This window comes from Pseudoalteromonas sp. NZS127, assembly GCF_015864805.1.
Classification (GTDB): domain Bacteria; phylum Pseudomonadota; class Gammaproteobacteria; order Enterobacterales; family Alteromonadaceae; genus Pseudoalteromonas; species Pseudoalteromonas nigrifaciens.
In genome coordinates this window covers 47,282-73,103 of record NZ_JADYWN010000017.1, presented here as the reverse complement: position 1 = coordinate 73,103, position 25,822 = coordinate 47,282, and the positions used below count along the sequence as shown (strand labels likewise).

Annotated in this window: 20 protein-coding genes and 3 pseudogenes; 19 read left to right on the top strand and 4 right to left on the bottom strand. The window is 39.5% G+C overall.

Annotated elements, in window-relative coordinates; translation table 11 throughout:
• Positions 1-118: 118 nt before the first annotated feature.
• The 4 genes and pseudogenes from I6E78_RS14565 to I6E78_RS14550 form a co-directional block, all read right to left on the bottom strand.
• Positions 119-628 (bottom strand): annotated as a pseudogene (locus tag I6E78_RS14565) (amidohydrolase family protein); the annotation flags it as partial.
• Positions 628-960: an urease subunit beta gene (locus I6E78_RS14560; protein ID WP_011328434.1), complete on the bottom strand. Its 333-nt coding sequence runs from the start codon at positions 958-960 to the stop codon at positions 628-630. The pseudogene I6E78_RS14565 and the gene I6E78_RS14560, both read right to left, overlap by 1 nt.
• 11 nt (positions 961-971) lie before the next feature.
• Positions 972-1,274 (bottom strand): urease subunit gamma, encoded by a 303-nt coding sequence (gene ureA, locus I6E78_RS14555; RefSeq protein WP_011328433.1) that lies wholly within the window; start codon positions 1,272-1,274, stop codon positions 972-974.
• 263 nt (positions 1,275-1,537) lie between these two features.
• Complete coding sequence (locus I6E78_RS14550) at positions 1,538-2,446, bottom strand: urease accessory protein UreD (protein ID WP_197182781.1); 909 nt, start codon at positions 2,444-2,446, stop codon at positions 1,538-1,540.
• A 1,046-nt stretch (positions 2,447-3,492) separates the two neighbouring features.
• Between I6E78_RS14550 and I6E78_RS14545 the strand changes: the two genes are divergently transcribed.
• The 19 genes and pseudogenes from I6E78_RS14545 to I6E78_RS14455 all read left to right on the top strand — a co-directional run bounded on the left by I6E78_RS14545 (position 3,493) and on the right by I6E78_RS14455 (position 25,761).
• A complete protein-coding gene (locus tag I6E78_RS14545) occupies positions 3,493-4,347 on the top strand; it encodes a pirin family protein (RefSeq protein WP_011328431.1) in 855 nt (284 codons plus the stop codon).
• Between the two features lie 164 nt (positions 4,348-4,511).
• Positions 4,512-5,399 (top strand): LysR family transcriptional regulator, encoded by an 888-nt coding sequence (locus I6E78_RS14540; RefSeq protein WP_197182780.1) that lies wholly within the window; start codon positions 4,512-4,514, stop codon positions 5,397-5,399.
• Positions 5,400-5,499: 100 nt separating this feature from the next.
• Entirely contained in the window at positions 5,500-6,195 is a 696-nt protein-coding gene (locus tag I6E78_RS14535; protein ID WP_011328429.1) for a pirin family protein, read from the top strand.
• Position 6,196: 1 nt separating this feature from the next.
• Complete coding sequence (locus I6E78_RS14530; protein ID WP_011328428.1) at positions 6,197-6,928, top strand: sulfite exporter TauE/SafE family protein; 732 nt, start codon at positions 6,197-6,199, stop codon at positions 6,926-6,928.
• Positions 6,929-6,985: 57 nt separating this feature from the next.
• Positions 6,986-7,594, top strand: a complete 609-nt coding sequence (locus tag I6E78_RS14525) for a nitroreductase family protein (protein ID WP_011328427.1) — start codon at positions 6,986-6,988, stop codon at positions 7,592-7,594.
• Between the two features lie 1,073 nt (positions 7,595-8,667).
• Positions 8,668-9,546 carry an NAD(P)-dependent oxidoreductase gene (locus tag I6E78_RS14520; protein WP_182683406.1) on the top strand — a complete coding sequence of 293 codons (879 nt, stop codon included), beginning with the start codon at positions 8,668-8,670 and terminating at the stop codon, positions 9,544-9,546.
• Between the two features lie 139 nt (positions 9,547-9,685).
• Positions 9,686-10,528: pseudogene (locus I6E78_RS14515) on the top strand (polysaccharide lyase 6 family protein); the annotation flags it as partial.
• Positions 10,529-10,611: 83 nt separating this feature from the next.
• Positions 10,612-10,932 carry an IS66 family insertion sequence element accessory protein TnpA gene (tnpA, locus tag I6E78_RS14510; protein ID WP_197182779.1) on the top strand — a complete coding sequence of 107 codons (321 nt, stop codon included), beginning with the start codon at positions 10,612-10,614 and terminating at the stop codon, positions 10,930-10,932.
• Entirely contained in the window at positions 10,929-11,279 is a 351-nt protein-coding gene (tnpB, locus tag I6E78_RS14505) for an IS66 family insertion sequence element accessory protein TnpB (protein WP_197182778.1), read from the top strand. The genes tnpA and tnpB overlap by 4 nt, the downstream gene beginning before the upstream one ends.
• Positions 11,280-11,359: 80 nt before the next feature.
• The gene (gene tnpC / locus I6E78_RS14500; RefSeq protein WP_197182777.1) at positions 11,360-12,931 is read left to right on the top strand and encodes an IS66 family transposase; all 1,572 of its coding nucleotides are present in this window, start codon (positions 11,360-11,362) and stop codon (positions 12,929-12,931) included.
• 25 nt (positions 12,932-12,956) lie between these two features.
• Positions 12,957-14,381 (top strand): annotated as a pseudogene (locus I6E78_RS14495) (chondroitinase-B domain-containing protein); the annotation flags it as partial.
• Between the two features lie 4 nt (positions 14,382-14,385).
• Positions 14,386-16,602 carry a heparinase II/III domain-containing protein gene (locus I6E78_RS14490; protein ID WP_197182776.1) on the top strand — a complete coding sequence of 739 codons (2,217 nt, stop codon included), beginning with the start codon at positions 14,386-14,388 and terminating at the stop codon, positions 16,600-16,602.
• A 5-nt stretch (positions 16,603-16,607) separates the two neighbouring features.
• Entirely contained in the window at positions 16,608-16,952 is a 345-nt protein-coding gene (locus tag I6E78_RS14485; protein ID WP_011328423.1) for a cupin domain-containing protein, read from the top strand.
• A gap of 2 nt (positions 16,953-16,954) precedes the next feature.
• Entirely contained in the window at positions 16,955-18,262 is a 1,308-nt protein-coding gene (locus tag I6E78_RS14480; RefSeq protein ID WP_011328422.1) for an MFS transporter, read from the top strand.
• Between the two features lie 73 nt (positions 18,263-18,335).
• Positions 18,336-19,268 carry a sugar kinase gene (locus tag I6E78_RS14475; protein ID WP_197182775.1) on the top strand — a complete coding sequence of 311 codons (933 nt, stop codon included), beginning with the start codon at positions 18,336-18,338 and terminating at the stop codon, positions 19,266-19,268.
• Between the two features lie 57 nt (positions 19,269-19,325).
• On the top strand, positions 19,326-19,943 hold the full coding sequence (gene eda / locus I6E78_RS14470) for a bifunctional 4-hydroxy-2-oxoglutarate aldolase/2-dehydro-3-deoxy-phosphogluconate aldolase (protein WP_197182774.1): 618 nt from the start codon (positions 19,326-19,328) through the stop codon (positions 19,941-19,943).
• Positions 19,944-19,956: 13 nt separating this feature from the next.
• Positions 19,957-21,039, top strand: a complete 1,083-nt coding sequence (fbaA, locus tag I6E78_RS14465; RefSeq protein ID WP_011328419.1) for a class II fructose-bisphosphate aldolase — start codon at positions 19,957-19,959, stop codon at positions 21,037-21,039.
• Entirely contained in the window at positions 21,036-22,016 is a 981-nt protein-coding gene (locus tag I6E78_RS14460; protein WP_197182773.1) for a class 1 fructose-bisphosphatase, read from the top strand. Before fbaA ends, I6E78_RS14460 begins: the two co-directional genes overlap by 4 nt.
• Positions 22,017-22,710: 694 nt before the next feature.
• On the top strand, positions 22,711-25,761 hold the full coding sequence (locus I6E78_RS14455; RefSeq protein WP_197182772.1) for a TonB-dependent receptor: 3,051 nt from the start codon (positions 22,711-22,713) through the stop codon (positions 25,759-25,761).
• Positions 25,762-25,822 lie beyond the last annotated feature (61 nt).

Genomic DNA, 25,822 nt, shown 5'->3' with positions numbered 1-25,822 from the left:
TCCCAGCGATTCAAGGCAATTCAAGGTAATTCAGACTATATGAATAACACACTAAATAAGGGCTTAAGCCCAGTAGTAGCAGGTAATACAGGGTTTAGACGGTTTAGCGTGGCGCCTATGTATGTGTTGTAGCTACTGAGCCTGTTGCTGGGCCAGTGCCGCCGCCAATCATGGTGGTTAGGCCACTCATGAGCGCTTCGTCAACTTGTTGTGGGCAAATATAGTGCACGTGGGTATCAACGCCACCGGCGGTTAAAATTTGACCTTCACCGGCAATGATTTCGGTACCTGGGCCAATAATAATGTCTATATCGGGCTGTGTATCAGGGTTGCCAGATTTGCCAATAGCAGCAATGCGGCCATTTTTTAAACCTACGTCGGCTTTAATAATGCCCCACCAGTCGATAATCACTGCGTTAGTGATAACCGTGTCCATAACGGCGTCATCACAGCGTTGGCTTTGACCCATGCCATCACGAATAACTTTACCGCCACCAAATTTTACTTCTTCACCATAATGGGTATGGTCATGTTCTATTTCGACCCATAATTCGGTATCACCTAAACGAATTCTATCACCCGTGGTTGGGCCATACATGTCAGCATAGGCTTGACGAGATATTTTCATTACACGCTCTCCTGTTTAGGTTTATTGTCTAAAGGTCCCATTACTTCACCACGAAAACCGTAAAGACGACGTAAACCTGAATAGGGGATCAAAGATACTTCACGGGTTTGTCCTGGTTCAAAGCGAATTGCTAAACCAGCAGCAATAGCTAAGCGATAACCATAGGCTTGCTCGCGATCAAAACTCAGTGCTGGGTTACTTTCGGCAAAGTGGTAATGAGAGCCAACCTGTACAGGTCGATCCCCTTTATTAGCAACATTAATGGTGATGCTTTTACGGCCAACACACAGTTCAATATCGCCACTTTTTAGTTGATATTCACCTGGAATCATAACGAACTTCCTTAAACTATAGGGTTATGCACAGTGACCAGTTTGGTACCGTCAGGAAACGTTGCTTCTACTTGTACGTCTTGAATCATCTCAGCAATGCCTTCCATTACATCGTCGCGGGTCAACATTTCACGACCCAATGCCATCATTTCTGCCACTGTGCGCCCTTCGCGCGCACCTTCCATAATAGCGCAGGTGATTAGAGCAATTGCTTCTGGGTAATTTAGTTTTAGCCCTTTGGCTTTGCGTCGCTCTGCAAGTAAACCTGCAGTGAATAACATTAATTTATCTTTATCTCTGGGTGTTAATTCCATCGCTAACTCCATAGTCCTCGATGTTGTTATATTAATTACCTATGACTAATTGGCACAGGTAGTGTGTTCGCCTAAGCAAAAGCTAAGACGATATGTTTAAAATATCGGTACAGTTTTCTTCAGCCAAGAGGCTAATCATAAGCAATAACTAGGCTCTGCTTATAATTAACACCTTGGTAAATAATAGTGTTTAATTAATCACCTAAAGAGCATAGGCGATAGAATTATTGTTGTCATTTTTAGCCATGACAAACAGTTAAAAATTAGGTTAACCAAATCCGTGGTATGGTGGCTTGATGTCCGCTTAATAGCGGGCGAAGTATGTTGCGTACTTGTTCAAATAATTTCCATACTTGGTTACGTTCGTGCCCTAAATAGCGCACTAATAAAACGTCACGGCGGTAGGTAGCGGCCCAATTATTACTGGGGGGTAGTTGTTCACGCAGTGCAGCAATAGCTGCTGCTGGATCGCTTAAGCCAACTGTCCAAAATGTGCCATGTACGGTAGCACCACCTTGGCCCCATTTACCGCTAAATCTAGGGTGAGTGGGGTCTAAATTTTGACGCTCTAACCACAATGGCTTACCGTCTTGGGTTAACTTAAAGCGCTGCTCAATACAGCCAGTAGCAAAGGGCAAATCACTGGCAGGGCGACCAAGGCCTAGTATTTCCCAGCCTAGGCACTTAGCTGTTTTAGCCAGTTCAATGTTAAATACTTGCAGCCCACGAGAGCCATCAAAGGCGAGGGTTTCTTGCGGTAACCACTCTAAAATGGCGTTGTCATCCACTTTTAAATTAGTAGTTTGGCTCCATGCAACCCCGTTGCTGTCGGCTTTATAAAGCTTATTGGCAGCAGGTGTGGTAATTAAACTATGCGCACCTTTAGTGAGCGAAATATCGATATTGAGCGCATCGCCACTCACAACCCCACCGGGCGGATGCAGTAAATACACGTGACAGCAACCATCTTTGCCTTCAGGGTAAAAAGGTCTTTGCACACGTAATGGACCATAATGACGAGCAATATTCATGCGCGTAACACGTGTATCTCCGCTGTTTTGAGCACAGAAGCCGAGCGTTAAAGAAGCCGCCCAGTGGCGATTGGCATCAAAGCTATGCCCAGATTTAGCGTCTGCCCGATGTGTTACGGGCATGGAGGAAAGTGTCATCATTCCAACATATACCTTTTATATAGGCCCAGCAGTGCACCTTTCGCTAAATTTATGGCTTTTCTGACGCGCAGGGGTATAGCCTTAAGATAGCAAAATCTTTAAGAACGTCCACATGTGTGGATTCGGTCAAATTGACGGAGTTGGCTTGTTAGCCTTCGCCGGATGTCAGTATGCGGGCAATTAATTGCCTGAAATTGCAAAACTGATGAAGATAAACTTCGAATACATATCAGGGTGTGTATCTACTTCCCGCAAATAGAGTCTGTTAAAGCTCAAATCATAGGGCGTGTAGAGTTGTGAGGAAATAGCTATGTTCTAGCTAGATGTTAGCTGAGGAAAATAAATTGTCCAGAAAAAAATTTAAAAAATTGCATTTTTTCAATGGATTTAACTATTTGTTGTTATTTATTAATTAGATACGGGGTTTTTCTGTTGGTACAAAATATGTACCAAAGGTTAAGTGTGATTAAAATAACGGCTACTCAAACATTAGTATAATATTGTATTAGCTGTTTTTAAGCTTTGGATTAGTATAAATATTAAGCCATTGAGGGTAAAAAAAACAAGCTCAGTAATAGCAATTAATGCAAATATACTTTTGCGCTAGCGTACTATTTTAAGTGCTAAAATTATATTTTAGCTTAAAGTATAGACAACTTAATAAGTTAAATACCTTGTATGCTATGAATTTTCTTTGCGATAAAACTGGCTAAGCTATTTGGTATTTTGTACTGCAGCACTATTTACAGGTATAAACATTTTCACAGGTATGCACGTTTTAACCTAAAAATAAGAACGGTTTAATTTAAAATAAGAATAAAAAACAACCATGTAAATTACCGGTTTCTTTTGTATTATTGCAATGACATGCTAACATTCTCAAAGAAAGAATGCTGCGGGCTAAAGTGGCGTTATTCATTAATTAAATAAGAACAACGGATGTTGGCTATCATTAAATTACAATATGAATCGTAGATAGTTGAATGTATATAAATTACAAATAACATACGTTTATTTTTATAAAGCAACTTAAGAGGATGTTTATTATGGCTAAAGTGCTTAAAGCTAAAGAGCATGATATTGGTGGATTAAATGTAAAACGCGTTTTACCTCATCAAGAAAAACGCATGGTAGGTCCATTTGTTTTCTTTGACCAAATGGGGCCAAATAATTTCCCTGCGGGCCAAGGTATAAATGTTAGACCGCATCCACATATTGGTTTATCAACACTAACTTACCTATTTGATGGTAGTATTTTACATCGTGATTCGCTGGGTAATAATTTAGAAATTCGCCCCGGTGATGTTAACTGGATGACCTCCGGCAAAGGTATTACCCATTCAGAGCGTGAAAGCTTTGAAGTACGAGCAAATCCACATTCAATTAGTGGTTTACAGTGTTGGGTTGCATTGCCAGAAGCTATGGCAGAAATTGAACCGTCATTTAATCATGTGAAAAAGAACCAATTACCGCACATTACCCACGAAGGAGTAATGATGCGATTAGTGGTGGGTGAAGCTTATGGTTTAAGTTCGCCGGTTAAAACCTATTCACCCATGTTTTATATTGATGTTGTTGCCAGCAAAGGAAGTGTTATAAAGCGCCCACACCCAGAACAAGAAACTGCAATATTTACCATTTGTGGCGAAGTAACTGTTAACGGTGAAACGTTTGGTACTAATGAGTTTATTTTATTAGAGCCAGGCGATAGCGAAATTACACTGGCAAGTGACGGTCGCTTTATTATGTTAGGCGGCGATAAATTTGAAAAAGTACCATTTTTGTATTGGAACTTTGTGTCATTTAGCAAAGAGCGCATTGAGCAGGCGAAAGACGATTGGGAAAATGGGCGCTTTCCAACTATTCCAGGTGATGATAAAGAGTTTATTCCACTTAAATAATGCCAAAGCTATTGAGCTTTAATAGCTAATTACCTGAGATCCGAATAAAAGCCACATCTATTTATACATCATAACTAGGTGTGGTTTTGCTCAAGTTTAACTTGTCTGAAGATAGCCTGCAGAATTAACAACAAAAATAAAATATAAAGCAATAAGAGGTAATCATGCTTAGAGTCACACTAGAGCAATGGCGAATGTTTCGCTCTGTGGTGCAATTTGGTGGCTTTAATCAAGCCTCACAAGGAATTCATAAAAGCCAGTCAAGTATTCATAATGCGGTGGGTAAAATAGAAAGCTCGCTCGATGTTAAGTTATTTGAAATTGAAGGGCGAAAAACTGTTTTGACTCAAGCAGGTGAGCTAATGCTTAAGCGCGCCAACTTTTTGCTTGATGAAGCCGCTAAGCTGGAAATAGTGGGTCATACTCTTGGTCAAGGCACAGAAGGGAGCCTAAAAATTGCAGTTGATGAAATGTTTCCACAAGCAAGGCTGTATAAAGTGCTTGATACTGTTTCTGCCCAATACCCAATGCTGCAAATTGAGTTGGTGGAGTCGGTACTGAGTGGGGCAAGGGAACTGATTGAAAATGCTGATGTAGATATCGCTATTTCACCGGTTGCATTAACAGAAGGTTTTAGTGAGCAACTTTGCCAAATAGACTTTATTGCAGTTGCTAATCCAGATCACACATTACATTCTTTGGGGAGAGATTTAACCGCAGAGGATTTAAAAAGTCATCGTCAAATTGTAGTGCGCGACTCAGGTATGCATCGTAAAAGTGATGCAGGCTGGTTAGGCGCTAACCAGCGCTGGACGGTGAGTCATTTACGCACTTCTATTGATATGATCTGCAGTGGTTTAGGTTTTGCTTGGCTACCTTTAACTTCTATTAAAAATGAACTAGCACAGGGCAAACTCAAAACACTCCCTTTGCAACATAACAGCAAGCGCTCTATGCAGTTGCATTTAATCTTTAAAGATGGCGACAGCTTAGGTCCAGCAGCCAGAGCTTTTTTAGCTGAACTAAGATACCAATGTGAAGAATTACAATAAACATTCTTTTAAATAGAATGGTTGATACTAAAACAGCTAATTTTAATCGTATAAACACAGTAGTAAACTGGCTTCATTGGAATAGATGAAGGAATTTATAATGAAATATATAAGAAAGTCACAAGAGCGCGGCTCGGTCGATCTTGGTTGGTTGCAAAGCAAACATAGTTTTTCTTTTGGCAGTTACTACGATCCAAAACATATGGGTGTTTCAGCACTGCGCGTAATAAACGACGACATGGTTATGCCAGGTAAAGGTTTTGGGACGCACGGGCACCGCGATATGGAAATTATTTCGTATGTTATGCAAGGCGCATTAAAGCATGAAGACAGTGAAGGCAATAAGCACACTGTACCGGCAGGCGACGTACAACGTATGAGTGCGGGCAGTGGCGTAATGCATTCAGAATATAATGCATCTAACACTGACCAAGTTAAGTTTTTACAAATTTGGATACAGCCCAATAAAATGGGAATTAAACCAAGTTATGAGCAAAAAAGTATTGCGCAAAATGGTCCACTAACGCCATTACTTACACCAGAGGGCGGCGAAAATGCATTGTCAATTAATCAAGATGCAAGCTTGTCACGCTTAGTTTTAAACGCGCAACAAACGTTTATGCTGGCCTCGGGTAAGCAAATTGGTTACCTGCACATTGTAAAAGGTAGCGTAATGGTTGATGGTAAAGAATTTGCTGCAGGTGATGCCTTTGCGGTTGACCCCGCGACAGAGTTAAACCTTGAAGCAACAGCTGAACTTGAAGCTTTATGGTTTGAATTACCGGCGGATTTCTAGTATGGATATTACAACACTTGTTTTAATAGCAGCTGTTGTTGTGTTGATAGGTGTTTCAAAATCAGCGTTTGCAGGGGCACTAGGCGTGTTTGCCGTGCCGCTGCTAATGCTAAAATTGCCAGCAGCGCAAGCCATTGCACTGATGCTGCCACTATTAATTATTGGCGACATGTTAAGCGTAAGAAGTTACTGGCGAAAATGGGACAATCAACTACTTCTGCCCCTAATTCCTGGGGCAATAGTAGGTGTGCTCATTGCTTATTTAATTATAGACGTTATTAATGCAAAGCACTTACGCTTGATAATCGCCTTAATATGTATTGTTTTTTCAATTAAAAATATTTTCTTTAAAAAAAGCTCGCTTAAAATTCTCAGTAATAAAATTGGCGCGGGGATAATGTCCATGTTCTCCGGTATTACCAGCAGTTTAGTGCATGCGGGTGGGCCACCCATTATTATTTATTTCACAGCGATAGGGCTTACTCCGGGTAAGTTTGTTGCTACCGCGGCGATATTTTTCGCAATGATGAATGTAATAAAACTTATTGCAGCTTTATCGTTCGGCTTGTTAACGGGTGAGACAATTTTAACTGCACTGGCCTTTTTCCCACTGGCATTTGTAGGTAATTGGTTAGGGGTAAAAATTAATGAAGTACTGGATAAAGTGTTATTTTTAAAGATAATGAATTATTTATTGTTAGTGCTCGGTTTTTGGTTACTTTTAGGTAAGTAACCGTAAATAGATTAGTTTTTAATTACTTAAATATTTGAACAACCACAGGAGATAATAATGTCAAACTTAAAAGATTTACAACAATTAGCACAGAAGCGTCGCTCTATCTATGCTCTAAGCGATCAGTTGCCAGTTTCTAACGAAGAAGTAGTTAAGCTTGTTGAGCACGCAGTTTTGCATACGCCATCAGCTTTTAACTCTCAGTCGGCACGTATCGTCGTTTTGTTTGGTGATGAGCATCACAAACTGTGGGACATTACTGAAGAAACGCTTAGAGTTATCGTTGGTGACGACGAAAAATTTCAAGGTACTAAAAATAAAATTGCAGGCTTTAGAGCCGGTGCAGGTACGGTATTGTTCTTCGAGGACAAAGCCGTAGTAAGAAACATGCAAGAAGCTGCACCTTTGTATGCTGACAAATTTCCAATTTGGGCGCAACAAAGCAGCGCTATGCATCAGTATGCGATTTGGACAGCATTGGCTAGCTTAGACATTGGTGCCAACCTGCAACATTATAATCCAGTTATCGATCAAAAAGTTGCAGATGAGTGGAACATAGCTGCAGACTGGGAATTGAATGCACAAATGGTATTTGGCGCTATCGATCAGCCAGCAGGCGACAAGGAGTTTAAACCGGTTGAAGAACGTATGAAGGTATTTGGTTAATACACTTACTTTAATATAATTTAACCAATGAAACCGTTTAGATATATTTCTAGCGGTTTCATTTTTTATAAGTAACCAATTAATCTAACATTGATTTAAACAACAGCCAAAGCGTTTAACTTTAACATTTGTAATGTTAAAGCATGACTTACTTTTTTAGTGAATAAATCAGAATACCCGCCATAGCACCTAATACCTAGCACCTAGCACCTAGCAATAGCATTCAGTATAAAATGATAAGCACTACTTCGCTTTGTAACCTCTACTTAGCTTATATTTTTAAATTAGCAATTTATAGCTTCAATAATCAAACGCTTGGCAATATAGCTTTATCCTATAAAAACAATACCGTGGCTTTCATGGTTGCTTAGGTATAGTTAGTTTAAGTCATTGTTTTCATTTCTTATTAAATTAAATTTAGGTTTATTATATCTGTAAGAAAGCGCATCTAACCTGCATAGCTTTACTGAGAGCTTTGTTAAATTTAATTAATATTAGCTCCTTAAATCATAAATTCCCCCTTTTTATTGTCTTAAAATAAGTTGAGCCATCAATTATGCCTGCTGCTTTTTAGTAACAAAGCAAAAAAGCTTTAAATTAAATTCACAATGTTATTACCAATTTGTCTTTTTGGGTGCACTAGGTTGGCTAGGTGCGTAATGAGTATAAATTAATTAAAATCAACACCTTGAATTGTGTGATTGTTTTTTTGTCATATTAATAACTTTATTTTTAGATGAAGAGTATGTTTTAAATCTTACTTTGTTGTTGCTTGGTAAATTATATTGGTTGACAATTAAAGTGGTTGGTAATACGGTGTTTACATTCTCAAGGGTAATTCTTTACTAATGTAACGCTTTATCAATGTAGAGAAGAGCAGTTCTAAATTAAAATTAGATTGTTTATTAAGCTAAATTATTCAGGTTGATTAAAATTGGACACTTAATTTGGTTATGACAACCAAAGCTTTTTGGTAAATAATTTTAATGAATTTAAATTTAAATAAAGTGTGCTTATCAGGTGTATAAATAATTCGACTATAAGTATACGTCACAATTATTGGGAGTTTTTTTATGTCAAAACCTACTATTGGTTTTATTGGCCTTGGCTTAATGGGCGGCAACATGGCCGAGAATTTACAAAACAAAGGCTACGATCTTATTGTTATGGATCTTAACAAAGAGGCGGTTGCAGCGTGTGTTTCTAGAGGCGCAAAAACAGCAAGCACAGCAAAAGAGCTTGCTGCAGGGTCAGACATTGTTATGTTTTGTCTTACAACATCTGCTGTTGTTGAAAAAATTGTTTACGCCGAAGATGGCATTTTAGCCGGTATTAAAGAAGGCGCGGTATTAGTTGATTTTGGTACATCTATTCCATCATCTACTAAAAAAATTGGTGCAGATTTAGCTGCTAAAGGCGCAGGTATGATTGACGCACCATTAGGTCGTACACCAGCACACGCTAAAGATGGTCTATTAAATATTATGGCTGCGGGCGATATTGATACATTTAATAAAGTTAAGCCAGTGTTAGAAGATCAAGGCGAAAACGTGTTTCACTTAGGTGAGCTAGGTGCAGGGCATACTACTAAGTTAATTAATAACTTTATGGGTATGACAACAGTATGTGCAATGTCACAAGCATTTGCAGTGGCTGATCGTGCTGGTGTAGACCGCCAACAACTTTTCGACATTATGTCTACAGGTCCATCAAACTCTCCATTTATGCAATTTTGTAAAAACTACGCCGTTGATAATGTAAGCGATCTTGGTTTTTCTATTGCTAATGCAAACAAAGATTTAGGTTACTTCCTGCAAATGGTTGAAGACTTAGGCACTGAGTCAAAAATTGCCGAAGGTTCTTCTGCTAACCTACAAGCTGCATTTGATGCGGGTATGGGACAGGGCAACGTACCAGAAATTTTTGATTACTTTAAGCAGTTAAATAAGTAATACAAAATGGCGTTTAAATTAGCGTTTAAACGCCGCAACACACAATATTATCGATTGATTAGATTGACTGCTTTATACAAAAACCGTTGTTCAACATTCATAAAGCCTAAATTTAAATCACAATAAAAAAGAGTTAACTATGCGTCTAATGAATATAATAAAGCTTAGTCTAGTTCTCACTGGTTGCTTATCGACACAATTAGCTGCCAAAGATTATTTTGTAGAGAATAAACAAGCCTTTAATAGCATCTCAGCCGATTTAGTAGCAGGCGATAAAGTAATATTAAAAAATGGTACTTGGAATGATTTCGAAATTTTGTTTTCAGGCCAAGGAAGTAAAGCCGCCCCAATTTTATTAACCGCGGAAACTAAAGGCCAAGTAATTTTATCTGGTCAATCTAACCTTCGCCTCGCAGGTAAATACTTAGAGGTTTCAGGCTTAGTATTTAAAGATGGCTACACACCAAGCTCAGCGGTAATAGAATTTCGTCGAAATAAAAGTGAATTAGCCTACCATTCACGCGTAACTCAAATAGTGATCGATAATTATAGTAATCCAGATAAGCGCGAGTCAGATTACTGGGTTGCTTTATATGGACAACATAACCGCTTTGATCATAGCCATTTAGTGGGTAAACGAAACAAAGGGGTTACCGTTGCAGTTCGTTTAAACTCAGTGCAAAGCCAAAAAAATTACCACCGTATAGATAACAACTATTTTGGTTATCGTCCTACTTTTGGCTCAAACGGTGGTGAAACCCTACGAGTTGGCACCAGCCATCATTCATTAACTGATTCGCACACATTAGTAGAGAACAACTACTTTGACCGCACCAATGGTGAAGTAGAAACGGTTTCTATTAAAGCCGGTAAAAACATTGTTCGTAATAACGTATTTTACGAGTCGCGTGGCACATTAACACTGCGCCATGGTAACGGTAATATTGTAGAGGAAAACATTTTTATTGGTAATGGTGTTGACCAGTAAGCGCGAAATTAAGCCCCACCTTCTCATTTCCATTGAACTAAGTCACACTTATCTTGTTAATTTTATACGAGGTAATTATGGATCTTCAACAAAAAAAACAGCACTGGGCTGCCATTTTTGAACAACAAAAAAATAGCGGTTTAACCATTACTAAATTTTGCCGTCAGCAACAATTAAATACGTCTACTTTCTATGCTTGGCGTAATAAAGTGACCAAAAATAGTCATGATAAATTGCCTGTTAAGCATAAACAACAACTGGTGCCACTGATGCTCAGCACCTCGAGTGTTGTCACTGAAGTCTCATTAACTATTACCACCCCCGCTGGATACCAACTGGCCTTTAATGACCGGTTATCCCCAGCAAACCTTGCTGCTTTGCTCAATGTAATGCCATGAAGAGTCCACAAGATGTTTACCTAGTCACGGGTTTTACAGACATGCGTAAGTCCATTAATGGTCTTAGTGTGATTGTCGCTGATCAGTTAGAACTCGATCCTCTTAGTCAAGCGTGGTTTGTCTTTTGCAACAAACAGCGTGATAAATTAAAAATATTATTTTGGGATACTAATGGCTTCTGGCTTTATTATCGGCGATTAGAGCAAGGTCGATTTCAATGGCCACAAAATGGTGAGTGTCCTAATGCCATGAGCATTGAAGCGCGTCAGTTACAATGGCTATTATCGGGTTTACCCGTCAATAATGAAACAAGGCATAAAGCTTTAGCGGGATTAACCGTGGTGTAAACATTGTGATCGTTTTGGGGGGCTTGTACGATCTTGCCAGTATGTCATGCTGTGCATACGATTAACCACACACACCAAAAATGTCTTCTACTATCGAACTTGAAAAATTACAGGCACAACTTGAAGCACTGCAAGCACAAGTGCACTCGTTAGAAGAAGATAAAAAAACATGGAATGAAGATAAACAAGCATTGCTTAAAGATAAGCAATCGCTTATTGAAGATAAAGCTGAAATGCAGACGCGCATTGACCATTTACTTGCCGAGCTTAAGCTGAGCAAATCACAAAAGTACGGCAAGAAAAGTGAAAAAGCCCCACGCGGAACGTTTAATGAAGCCGAGCAACACAAACCTAAAGCCGAGCCTAAGCATCATAAAAAAGGCAAACAGGTATTGGCTGAGCACTTTGAGCGTGAAGAAGTAGAGCACACGTTAAGCGAGCTAGACTGTCCCTGCTGTGGCGGTGAAATGCATCACAGTGGTAGTGAAGACAGCGAGCAGATAAAAATAATTCCTGCCAAAATTAGCGTCATCAAACACAAACAATTCAAATATGCGTGCCGTCATTGTGAGCATAATGAAGTCAGCAGTAAAATCATTACCGCGTCCAAACCAACACAACCTATTCCTGGTAGTATTGCCAGCCCCGAAGCCTTAGCCGCGGTAGTTACGGCCAAATACTGCGATGCACTACCGCTTTATCGACAAGTCGATATCTTTGAGCGTGGCGGCCTAGCGATATCACGAGGCACATTAGCGAATTGGTGTATTAAGGCCGGCGTCATTATTAAACCGCTAGTTGAAGCAATGCAAAGACATTTGCTGAATGAACATAGCTTATGCGCCGATGAAACGTATGTGCAAGTGCTTGATGAGCCGGACAAATCAGCAAGCAGTAAATCCTATATGTGGGTGTACCGCAGCAATGAAGTTAGCGAACAACCGGTGGTCATTTATGATTATCAAGCGGGTCGAAGTCGTGCTTGCGCAGAAGAATTTCTATCCGGCTACGAAGGTTATTTACAATGTGATGGTTACAGTGTTTATGATGGCATAGAGGGTATTACGCCTGTCGGCTGCTGGGCGCACGCTCGACGTAAATATAATGATGCCTTAAAAGCTGAATCGAAAAATAAAGGCCGAGCCAATCAGGCCATCAGCTTTATCAGTCGATTATATGCGCTGGAAACGCAAGCGAAAAACAAAAAACTATCACCCCTAGAGCGCTATCAATTAAGGCAAGAAAAAGCACTGCCTATATTAACGAAATTCAAAGAATGGCTTGATGAAGCGAATGATAAAGTCATCAATAACAGCTACATTGGCAAAGCCATAAAATACAACCTCAACCAATGGCACAAGTTAATTCGTTATGTCGATGATGGTCATTTGGGTATTGATAATAATATTACAGAACGGGATATCCGGCCGTTTACAACGGGAAGAAAAAATTGGATTTTTTCAAAATCAGTGAATGGAGCAACGGCGAGTGCGAATCTTTATAGTATTGTGATGACGTGTCGGGCTAATGATATTAATCCCTATTATTACTTTTTGCACTTATTTAAAACCCTGCCAAATCACTGTCATGATGATGGCGATTTCTCAACCTTAATGCCGTGGAATGTGCAGTTAAGCATCGAGTATAGCTAAGCGCACTGCTTAGTTTTGCGCTTACGTTGACCACACAGGTGGCATTCGCGTTATTAATAAAGATCAAATTATTAGAAATAACTACCTACAAGGGTTAACCGGCTATCGTTTTGGTAGTGGTTTTACGGTTATGAACGGTGTGCCAAACTCATCTATTAATCGTTATCACCAAGTTGAAAACGCAACAATTGAAAACAATACATTTGTAAATGTTAGTCATATTCAACTTGCTGCAGGTAGCGATGCTGAGCGCAGTGCTGTACCAAAAAATAGTGTAATGAACAATAATTTAATTATTAATCAAGACGCTAAGCAACCATTTTCGACATTTGATGATGTTAGCGGGTTAGTATTAAGTAACAATATAGCAAATACTAAAGTGCTCTCTGAGCTTGAATATGGTGTAAAACAGCAAAGTATTACACTTGAAAAAGCAAGTAACGGTTTACTTTACCCTTCATCTAAAAGTGTAAATGTGGGTGCAAAGCGCGACCTAAAAGTACTTAAAAAAGAAGACACCGGTGTTAGTTGGTATGCAAAAGTACCAGCAATAGTTGAGTTTGACTCAGGTAAAACGCATGTTGTTAAAGCCAGTGCTAGTGCGTTATTAAATGCTATTGATAATGCACAGTCGGGTGATGTGCTTGAACTTGCACCAGGGCAATATGATGTGTCTAAGCTTGTTGAAATTAATAAAACCTTGACCATTAAAGCGAAGCAAAGCGGTAAATCAAAACTTACCTTTCAACGCTCTACCTTATTTGAAATACACGATGGCGGTAACTTAAAACTAGAAGGGCTACTTATTTCTGGTGAATATGCACCAGATGCTATTGATAATAGCATTTTGCGTACGCAAAAGTGGGGCATGCTTGATAACTATCGCTTTGTAATGACCAATTCAAAATTAATTGCTTTAGATATTAACCATTCATTCCACTTTTTTGTTACCGGAAAAGGCGCTATGGCTGATGAAATTATTCTAACAGGTAATAGCTTTACAAATGTGACAGGGGATATTTTACGCTTAAATACTGAAATTGAAGATTTAGGTGTTTATAACGCTGAATACGTAACGGTTAATAACAATACCTTTAATGATGTAGAAGGCAGCCTAATTAAGCTTTATCGAGGTGGTACAGACGAAAGTACATTTGGCCCTCATTTAGAAGTGATTAATAACACGCTTAAGAATGTTGGTTTTGGGGCGCGTAATAAAGCACAAGCAAGCATTTATGTGCATGGTGTTCAGGTAACAAATATTAAAGAAAATGAATTTGTTAAATCGGCCCCAATTGTTGTTGAGCATACGGTAGGGGAGCCAAAAACTGAGATTTCAAACAATACATTTAATGCCACAAAAACACCTAATGTTAAAGAGCTAATAGTTAATGGCCCTCACACGGCGGTGTTAAAAAATAATAACGTTTTAAATAATAAGGCAGATTAATATTATGTATTTATTAAAATGCCAAACACGTTTTAAAACAGTTGCTATAGCGGTATCTACCTTGTTTTTATCATTGGGTGCGCATGCCGCGCACCCAAACTTGGTAATTACTACAGATGATGTTAAGCACATGCGCCAAGCAATTAGCAGTAATAGCAGTGGCAAGTTTGCCACTGCGTTTGAGCTGTTAAAAGCGCAAGTAGATGAGCAAATAGCACACCCTATTACAGTGCCTGTACCTAAAGATGGTGGTGGTGGTTATACACATGAACGCCATAAAAAAAATTACCAACTTATGTACAACGCTGGCATTATTTATCAGCTAAGCCAAGACGATAAATACGCCAATTATGTGCGCGATATGCTACTTGATTACGCCAAATTATATCCAACCTTGGATGTACACCCACAGCGTAAGGTTGACTCTCAAAACCCTGGTAAGTTTTTTTGGCAAAGCCTTAACGAAGCAATGTGGCTTGTGTACACAATACAAGCATACGATCTCGTTTATGATTCGTTAAATGCCGCAAATATTAAAACAATAGAGAACGATTTATTACGCCCGGTTTCATTATTTACATCGGTAGGCCAACCATCAACATTTAATAAAGTACATAACCATGGTACGTGGGCAACTGCGGGTGTAGGTATGGCAGGCTATGTGCTGGGTGAGCCAGAGTGGGTAGAAAAATCGTTATACGATTTAGAAAAGTCGGGTAAAGGCGGCTTTATTAAGCAGTTAGAAATGCTGTTTTCGCCACAAGGTTACTACAACGAAGGTCCTTACTATCAACGCTTTGCACTACTGCCGTTTGTAACGTTTGCGAAGGCAATTGAAAACAACGAACCACAAAGAAAAATATTTGAATACCGCGATGGTATTTTATTAAAAGCGATTGATACCACTATTCAACTTAGCTACAACGGTTTGTTTTTCCCAATTAACGATGCAATAAAAAGCAAAGGTATAGATACCATTGAGCTAGTGCATGGTGTTACTACTGCTTATGGCTTAACAAACGACGCGGGTTATTTAGATATTGCTAAACAACAAGAGCAAATAATTCTCTCTGGCGATGGCTTAAAAGTAGCACAAGCACTCGATAGCGATATGGCAAAACCTTATTCGTTTAAATCGGTTGCTTTTGGTGATGGTAATGACGGTAAGCAAGGTGCTTTAGTGGTTATGCGTACCCAAGTAGGCGGCGATCAGGCTTTATTGTTTAAGCCAGCAGCACAAGGTTTAGGCCACGGTCATTTTGATAAGTTAACGTGGCAGTTTTATGACCACGGTAACGAAATTGTATCTGATTATGGCGCCGCTCGTTTTTTAAATGTAGAGGCCAAATACGGCGGGCGCTACTTACCTGAAAACGAAACCTATGCTAAGCATACAGTTGCACACAATACTGTTGTGGTTGACGAAACCACACACTTTAATGCCAATGTAGATGTGGGTAATAACAACCATCCAACACTAAACTTTTTCGAAACCAATGAGTTTGGCACGGTATCAAGTGGCGAAATAAGCACCGCGTATAAAGGTGTTGAACTTGAGCGCACCTTGGCATTAATTAATTTACCAGAGCTTAAAAGCAGCATTGCACTGGATGTATTTAATGTTGCTGCCGATAACGCGCATCAATTTGATTTACCACTGCATTACAAAGGTCAGCTTATTGATACCAGCTTTGAATTAAAAGCCAGTACAACTCAGCTTGCTGCACTTGGGTCTAAAAATGGTTATCAGCACTTATGGCTAAAAGGGCAGGCACAACCACAAAGTGGCTTAGCTAAAGTAACTTGGCTTAACGATAACGGTCGTTTTTATACGCAAACCAGTTTGGTGAAGGGTGACGAGACGTTTTTGTTTACTCAAATTGGTGCAAACGATCCGCAATTTAATTTACGCAATGAAAACGGTTTTATTCGCCGTGTAAACGCGCAAAAGCAGCATACGTTTATATCGGTATTAGAACCCCATGGTGAATACAACCCAAGTAAAGAATATACATTAGAAGCGGTTAGTCGAGTGTCGGCACTTAAATATACCGAGCAAGATGACTTAGTACTTGTACAGCTGAGTATTAAAGGTAAATCGTATTTAGTGGCTATAAATAAAGCTCATAGCACAATAAAAAATACATTTAAATTTCAAAATAAAGTATTCACCTTAAATAGCCGACTGGGCGTTTATGCGATGAACAATAACCAGGAGTAAACAGGATGCAAAAGCAAAGTGCACACTTTTCATTTGGCAACGAAACTGAAATTGAAGACTTAGGTAATGGCTTAAAGCGTCAAATGCTGGGTTATAACGAAGAACTAATGGCCGTTAAAATTTGGTTCGAAAAAGGAGCTATTGGCTATAACCATGCGCATAGGCACTCCCAAGTTACTTATGTTGTTGAAGGTGAATTTCATTTTAATATTGATGGCGTGACTAAAATATTAAAGCCCGGTGATAGTTGTTTAATACCTCCTTTCGCTGATCATGGCGCAACCTGCCCAACGGGTGGTATTTTAATTGATACCTTTAGCCCAGCTCGTGAAGACTTTATTGAGGAATAATTATGCAACTTAAAGGCTTACGTTGGTGGGTTATCGCGCTAATTGCGCTTGCCACTATTATCAATTATATCGATCGCCAGGCACTGAGTGTACTTTGGCCAGACATAGTTGAGGATTTATTCCCGGATGAATCGGCGTTAGAGCGTAAACAAATATACGCTAATATCTCTATTGTGTTTGTGTTTTCTTATGCTTTTGGCCAAGCCATATTTGGTAAAATATTTGACTGGGTAGGCACACGACTCGGCTTTGTTTTATCAATTGGTGTTTGGTCGCTTGCAACAATTGCACATGCATTTGCTCAAGGTGTACTTAGTTTTAGCTTTTTCCGCGCTATTTTAGGTGTGGCCGAAGCAGGTAACTGGCCAGGTGCTGCTAAAGGTAACGCTGAATGGTTTCCGACTAAAGAACGTGCTTTAGCACAGGGTATTTTTAATTCTGGCGCGGCAATTGGCGGTATTATTGCCATCCCTTTAATTGCCTATTTAACAATTTACTTTAGCTGGCAAATGGTGTTTGTTGCTATTGGTGTTTTAGGTTTTCTTTGGTTAGTGCCGTGGTTAATTTTAGTTAAAGCGCCGCCTAGCTCTCACCCTTGGCTTACAGCTCAAGAACGTGAGTACATTTTAACGGGCCAAAGACGTGTTGATGATAATGGCGATGTAACAGACGAAGAGGAAGAAGAATACAACCCTTCTACCGCAGAACTGTTGTGTCGTAAGCAAAGTTGGGGCGTAATTATTGCCTCGGCAGCGATTGATCCTATTTGGTGGCTGTTTGTTTTTTGGATCCCTATTTATCTAAACGAAGTGTATGGCATGGATGTTAAATCTATTGGTATATACGGATGGGTGCCTTATGTTGGTGCTATGTTTGGTGCATGGTTTGGTGGCTTGTTAGCGCAAAACAGGCTCAAATCTGGTTGGAATACCGATAAAACACGTAAACTTACCATAACATTGGGCTGTTTAATTATGCTACCGGCACTGCTTGCAATGGCTAACCCAGGTGGCCCAGTAACAGCGGTACTTATTATGGCGGTTATTTTATTTGGTTTTCAAACAGCCATTGGTAACGTACAAACATTACCGAGTGACTTACTGGGTAAAAAGGCTGTGGGCACACTATCAGGTTTCTCTGGTATGGCGGCAAAGTTAGGTGCTGTAGGCCTTACATCTTTGGTTCCTATACTTACTGCCGATGGTAATTATGCGCCAGCATTTATTATTGGTGCCTCATTAGCAATTATTGCAATGGCTGCTGTTTGGATCCTTATTCCAAAAATAGAACCTCTTAAAAAGCCTCAATAATCTCGATACTAACTGCTATGCCACTGTGTTTTATAAAGCGCATAGCAGTTAACTACATAGGATAACTTCCAAAATGAAAAATATTTACTTTCTTGGTGAATGCATGGTCGAGCTTAGAGCTATGAGTGAGGCAACACTGCACCAATCATTTGCAGGTGATGTTTATAATTCTGCCGTTTATTTAAAGCGTAGCTTTGCGCAAATTTCGACCTCTGTTGTAACCGCTTTAGGCCAAGATAACTTAAGTAAAAAAATGCTTGAACGCTTTAAAAGCGAACAGTTAGACACTCAGTTTGTATTTGCTCACGATACCAAAGTACCGGGCATGTATTACATAGAAACGGACGAGCATGGCGAGCGTAGCTTTATTTATTGGCGCAGTGATGCTGCCGCTAAAAAGATTGTTGATTTTTTAACTCCCGATCTTGTTGAGCAACTTTCACAAGGTGATATGTTTTTCTTTTCGGGTATTTCACTTGCTGTAATAGAAGAAGGAGCGCGTGAGCGCTTTTGGCAAATTGTAACGCAGCTCAAAAATGCCGGAGTAAAAATAGTATTTGATCCCAATTACAGAGCGCGTTTATGGAAAAACACAGAGGAGACGAAAGCGCAGTATCATTTAGCGTTTTCTGTTGCAGACATTACCCTGCCAGGCGTTGAAGATTTAACCACGCTTTATAATGTGCATAGCGTAGATGCGGTTATTGAATACTTACAAAAATATAAAATTGAAGAAATTGTTGTTAAAAATGGTCCAGCATCAGTTGTGACAAAACACGACAATACGCTTCAAAGCCATACTATTATACCGGTTAAAAATGTTGTTGATACAACCTCCGCGGGTGATGCTTTTAACGGTGTATATTTAGGTGCGCGTTTATCGGGGCTAACTATTGAAAACGCAGTACAACTTGCTGCAAAAGCCGCCGGTGCAGTTATACAACAACCTGGGGCTATTGTGCCAAAAGATATATTTCAGTTAGCAATGGCTGAAGCCGCTATTTAACTAAATTTAAAGGCCGCATCAGTTCGGCCGCATTATCTTTAATAAAGGAACAAGGTTATGACTCGCTTTTCTGAACTTATGTCAGGGCAAACATTATTGCCTATAATTCAAGCCGACACACCAGAGCAAGGCGTTAAAATAGCTCAAGCTATGGCCAATGCTGGCCTTACTTTGGTTGAAGTAGTACTTAGAACTGATGCATCGTTAGATGCATTAAAAGCTATTAAAGAGCAGGTGCCAGCGCTTAAAGTAGGTGCTGGTACAGTAATAAATACTGACATTTTAGAGCACGCACTTGCAGCAGGTGCCGACTTTATTGTTACGCCAGCAGTGTCTCCGCAATTATTAGCCGCGCTAACAAAATGCAATGTGCCGGTACTTCCTGGTGTGTCTAACACGGGTGACATTTTAATGGCGCTTGAGTACGGTTTTGAAGAGCAAAAATTATTCCCTGCATCGCTCGCTGGTGGTGCACCATTCGTATCGGCTGTATCGTCAGTATTTAGAGCCGCTAGCTTTTGTCCTACAGGTGGCGTAAGCGAGAAAAATAAAATGGATTACTTATCTTTAAATAATGTATTTGCTGTGGGTGGTACTTGGATCGCAAATAAAGAGTGGGTTGCACAAGAAAACTGGCAAGCAATTACTGACTCGTGTATTCAAGCATTAAAGTAGTAAGGAACAAACAATGAAAGATTTAGCCCCGGCAATATTGCCAGGTGTAGTAGTTGGCGACGATGTAAGAATTGTATACGAACATGCACGTGCTAATCAGTATGCTTTACCTGCGGTAAATGTTGTTAGTACAACGTCTATTAATGCAACGCTTGAAGCTGCAAAAAAAATGAACTCGCCTGTTATTATTCAGCTTTCTAATGGCGGCGCACAATTTTTTTGTGGTAAAAGTTTGGTATTACCAGAGCAACAATCTGCAGTACTTGGCGCAGTTAGTGCGGCTAAATATGTACATACAGTTGCTGCGCATTATGAAATACCCGTAATGCTACATACAGATCATGCTGCTAAAAAGTTACTACCTTGGATAGATGGTTTGCTCGATGCAGGTGAACAGCACTTTGAGTTAACGGGCAAACCACTTTTTAGCTCGCATATGATAGATTTATCTGAAGAACCTTTAGAAGAAAATATCGAGATATGTGCGCGTTATTTAGCGCGCATGAGCAAAATAGGGATGACGCTTGAAATTGAACTTGGTTGTACCGGTGGCGAAGAAGATGGTGTTGATAACTCTCACCTAGACAGTTCTGCACTGTATACGCAACCTGAAGATGTTGCTTACGCGTATGAGCGATTAAGCAAAATAAGCCCTAACTTTATTATTGCGGCGTCTTTTGGCAACGTTCATGGTGTTTATAAGCCGGGTAACGTGGTACTTACACCAACCATTTTAAAAGACTCACAAGCTTACGTATCAAATAAATTTAATTTACCCCCTAACTCAATTAACTTTGTATTTCATGGTGGTAGTGGCTCAGAGTACGACAAAATTGTTGAGTCTTTAACCTATGGCGTAGTTAAAATGAATATTGATACCGACACCCAATGGGCGTGTTGGACCGGTATTTTAGATTATTACACTAGCAAGCAAGCGTACTTACAAGGCCAAATTGGTAACCCAGATGGGGACGATAAACCCAATAAAAAATACTATGATCCACGTGTATGGCTTCGCCATTCAGAGCAAAGTATGGTTGCAAGGCTTGTTCAGTGTTTTAACGATCTAAATTGTGTAAATAGGTATAGTGCATGAAAAGACTAAATACAGTATTAAAAGAAGATGGCGTACAAACCGACCTTATTTTACTTATTCGCACAATTTTAGCGACCAGCAAAGAAATTGCTTTTAGAGTAAGCCAAGGTGAATTAGCCGGTGTTTTGGGTTCAACCTTAAATGAAAACATTCAAGGTGAAGTGCAAAAAAAGCTTGATGTAATAGCCAATCAACTACTTAAAGATATTTTGCTAGAGGACAGCTCAGTGAGAACTGTAGCGTCAGAAGAAGAAGATCACGCAGTCGGAGCCAACCCAGAGGGAAAGTTTATAGTGGCATTTGACCCACTTGATGGCTCTTCTAACATAGATGTAAATGGCCAAATAGGCACTATTTTTACTATTTATTTAGCCCGAGATGATGTGCCCTATGATAGCGATGAGCAATTTAACCAATTAGGTGCAAACCAAGTTTGCGCGGGCTATGTGCTTTACGGCCCCTCGTCATTACTTGTAATGAGTACTGGCGGCCCTACACGGTGTTATACATTAGACTCTACACACGGCGGTTACTTACTAACAAATAGCCAACTTAGTGTGCCAGAGCAAAGCAGTGAGTTTGCCGTAAATATGGCTAACTATCGCTATTGGGATGAGCCTACACAGGTATATTTTGACAAGTTGCTATATACATGTAAAAGCTTTGATAAAAGCTCAGTGCGTTGGAACGCTGCTATGGTGGGAGATGTACATCGTATTTTATGCCGTGGCGGGTTATTTTTATATCCACAAGATAACCGCGCTGGTAATGAAAATGGAAAAATAAGACTCCTCTATGAAGCAAACCCATTAGCCTTATTAGTAGAAAATGCCGGCGGTAAAGCCACTTCAAAAGGAGCCCGAATATTAGATATAGCCCCGACTAACTTGCACCAGCGAGTGCCTGTTGTTTTAGGCTCTATAGCGCCAGCTGAATATTTTAATAGCACTGTTTATAACAGTAATGCTAAATATTAGTGTATATAAAACGTGTAGCGATGTGTTAAGGCCAATACACGCTATTTGGTTGCTCTTTTGTGCGTTACCCACATAGATGTAGGTAGCGCGCATTACCCCAAGTTTACTTGAGTCGGCTTACTCGGCTCTTGTATGGGTGTAAGGCTAAAATAACGCATAAGCAGTTATCGAGCCCATTAGAGGGTAAACTCGCGTTAATTTTATTTTTTGCTCCTCCTTATTACTCCTTAATTACTCATACCTTAATAAATCACACTTAAAAGCCTTACTTAAATTAATAGCCTCAAGTAAATACCAAGACAGGGTAATAAATTGGTAATAACAAGAAGTCGTTGTTGGTAAGTTGTTTGTGGGCGTTTCAAGCTTGTTTCGTTATTCTTTTGTGAATTAATTGTTCTTTTTTTGATTGTTTTTAGTGGCAAAAGTTATTTTATTATGGTTATATGACCAAGCTGGTTAACAGCGAAGGGTTTTATTTATACAAATTGGTAATGTATAGGTTTTTATTTGGTAATGTAAGTGGGTTTGTAGCGTGAAAAATTGATTTACAAATTTTCAGCGTTAAAGAAAAAACCATACCTAATAATAAACGCAGTAATAAAAGTCCTTTACAAAAAAATAGCTGCCTTAGTTCATTTACACAAATAAACGGCTAGCAACACACTTCACACACAACTAGAAAGGAGAATTTGTAATGGCGTTGAACAAAAAACATATAAATAATGTTGAAGCGTACAAACAAGTTCGTAATCGATTTAAACTTAGCCCAGTAGCTAAATTAATTAAAAACAGCGTTATTACAGGTGTATTAGGCTCATTTGTATTTTCCGCAAATGGACAGGAAGCCGTTGAAAATACTCAAGCAAAAGAAGACGTTGAAGTTATTAGTGTTACAGGTACTCGTAGAACTATACAAGACCAAATAGCAATTAAACGCGAATCAACTACTGTGGTCGATGGCCTTTCATCAGAAGACATTGGTGATTTACCGGCGTTATCTATCGGTGAAGCACTTGAATCTATTACTGGAGCTGCCTCTCATCGTGAAAATGGCGGTGCAACAGAAATAACTATTCGTGGTCTTGGTCCTTTCTTAAGTGCAACACATATTAATGGCCGTGAAGCGACTAATGGTAGTGGTGATCGCTCAGTTAACTTTTCACAGTTTCCATCTGAGCTGGTAAAAAAAGTAGCCATATATAAAACCCAAGACGCATCAATGATAGAAGGTGGGGTAGCAGGTGTAATTGCACTTGAAACCATTACTCCGCTCGATTTTGGTAAGCAAAGTATATCTGGCGAAGTTAAATTAAATTACAACCCAGATGAAGGTAACGTAGATAACTCACTACAAAGTGATATGGGCTATCGCGGTACGTTTAGTTATGTAGATCAGTTTGAATTTGACAATGGGCAAGCCGTTGGTGTGTCGTTTGGTGTGCAGCGCCAAGATATTAGCCAACCAGAAGCTGAATATAGAAGCTCTAGCCCATCGGGTTCATCATTATGGGCTTGTATAAACGATCCTAACAATACCAATGAAGGATTTTATCGCAGTAAAGCTGGCGACTGTGAAGACCAAGTAGCGGGCGATAAATTAAAAAACCAAGGTTATCAAACCAAAATAGACTCGCAAACAGGTAAAGCAGAAAGTGACGGTACTCCATATGCTTGGACTGGCAGTAGCCGCAGCTTTCGTCAAAACGAAACGTCTGATGAGCGTGATGCGGTGTTTTTTGCATTACAGTACCAGCCATCAGCTGCGTGGGATATTAACATTGATACGCAAATATCAGATAGAACACAACAAGAAGCGCGTCACGATCTAATCTTTTTACAAAAACGTGCTACACCAGGTATAACAGGCCCTACATTGGTTACCAATGATGTAGGTGGTATTTTGCATTGGGAAGGTGAAGAGCGCATAGAGTCGGCGGGTGAGCAATTTTCTCGTGAAGAAAACTACCAAGGCTACGGCATAAACATTGAACATACTGTTACCGATAGATTAACAGTTGACTTAGATTTAGCCTATTCAAAAACTGAACGAGAAGAGCTGCAAATATCTAACCGCGGTAGGACTTCAAGCCAAAAATTCTTTACCTGGGATATGGGCACAGAAATACCTCACTTTACGTTAACAGACTTTGATGTTACCGATATTTCAAACTTTACAGATAGCTTAAGAACACGTTTAGATCGTGAAAACGTTCGTGAGAACGAAGTTATGTCAGCTCGACTAGATTTTGATTACTTACTCGAGGGTAATGTTTTTACTAGTATTAAGGGCGGCATTAGAACATCTGAATTGAGCTTTGTGCAATTTGGTGGCAGCCAAGGTAATGGTTCAAGAAACGAATTTACGTTAGATTCAGGCACAGATGCGCTTAATGTGCTACAAGGATGTCAAATCGACTTCCCTGAATCAGGTTTTTTATCAGGCGTATCTGATGGCAATATTGTAACCAATATAGATGCTGATGGTAATGCAATAGGCACTGGTACAGGCTCATCATGGGCAACCTACGATAACGTTTGTTTTTCTCAAGCAGTTGCCGGCTCTAACGTAGACGGGCAGTTTGCTTACCCCGATGTTGAGTACGAAAATACAGGTACAATAGATGTAACCGAAAAAACAACCTCAGTATATTTAATGGCTAATTATGATACTGAAATGTTTGGTAAGTTTATTCGCGGTAACTTTGGTCTTCGTATTGTAGATACAGAAGTTACGTCGATTGGTTTTAGAAATAGCTTTGATATAGTAACTAGTGACACAGGTGTGCTTTCTCTTGTTGAATCAAGTTCAGGCTCATTAGATAGAATACAAAGTGGTGGCGATTACACTAAATACTTACCAAGCTTTAACTTAGTTATTGATTACAGTGAAAATATTTTACTTCGGGCGGGTATATACCGTGGTATGTCGCGTGCTGATCCATCAAATTTAGGTTACAGCCGTACATTTGAAGAAGATAAAGAAGGTACTGCAACATCAATTAGTGATTTACTAGTAGGCGTAAATGGTTCTGGTAACCCAAATACTCAACCACTTATGTCGTGGAACTACGATGCCGCTTTTGAATGGTACCCAAATGAAGACTCGATTTTTGCGTTAAGCCTTTACTACAAACAGTTTCAAGGCGGTTTTCAACAGCAAACAGTTATTGAAGACTTTATTGTGGGCGGTGAAACAGTATCTTTACCCATTACTAACTCTGTAACCTCTGACGAAGATAGCGAAATATTAGGCCTTGAAGCCTCATTTTCATATCGCTGGGATAACGGAATTGGTATGAAGTTTGGTTATAACTTTGCCGACACTGATTTTGAGTTCCAAGATAGTTTATACGGCGACACGTATGAAACTGATGTAGATGGAAATTCAACTCAACTGCAAGCAGGTATTATTCCACCAGCTTCAGTACCTGGCTTCTCTAAGCATGTATTTAGTAGCCAGTTGTACTACCAAATTGGTGGATTTGATACCGCGGTTATTTACAAATACCGTAGCGAATACTTCCAACCTTACACATCTAATGGTACTCGCTTACGTTATGTAGACGGGGTAGGGGTGTGGGAAATGCGCGCATCTTATAAAATTAATGAGCACATTAGAATTAAAGCAGAGGCAATTAACTTATTTAGTGCACCTAAATCACAAGACTTCTTTGTTGAGGGGAACTTAGGTGAAGTGAATGACTATGGCCCACGCTTATTCTTGGGTATGAGCTTTAAGTTCTAAATTAAAGCAACTAACACAAAAAAGGCTCTAATTTAGAGCCTTTTTTATTTGGTGAACACAC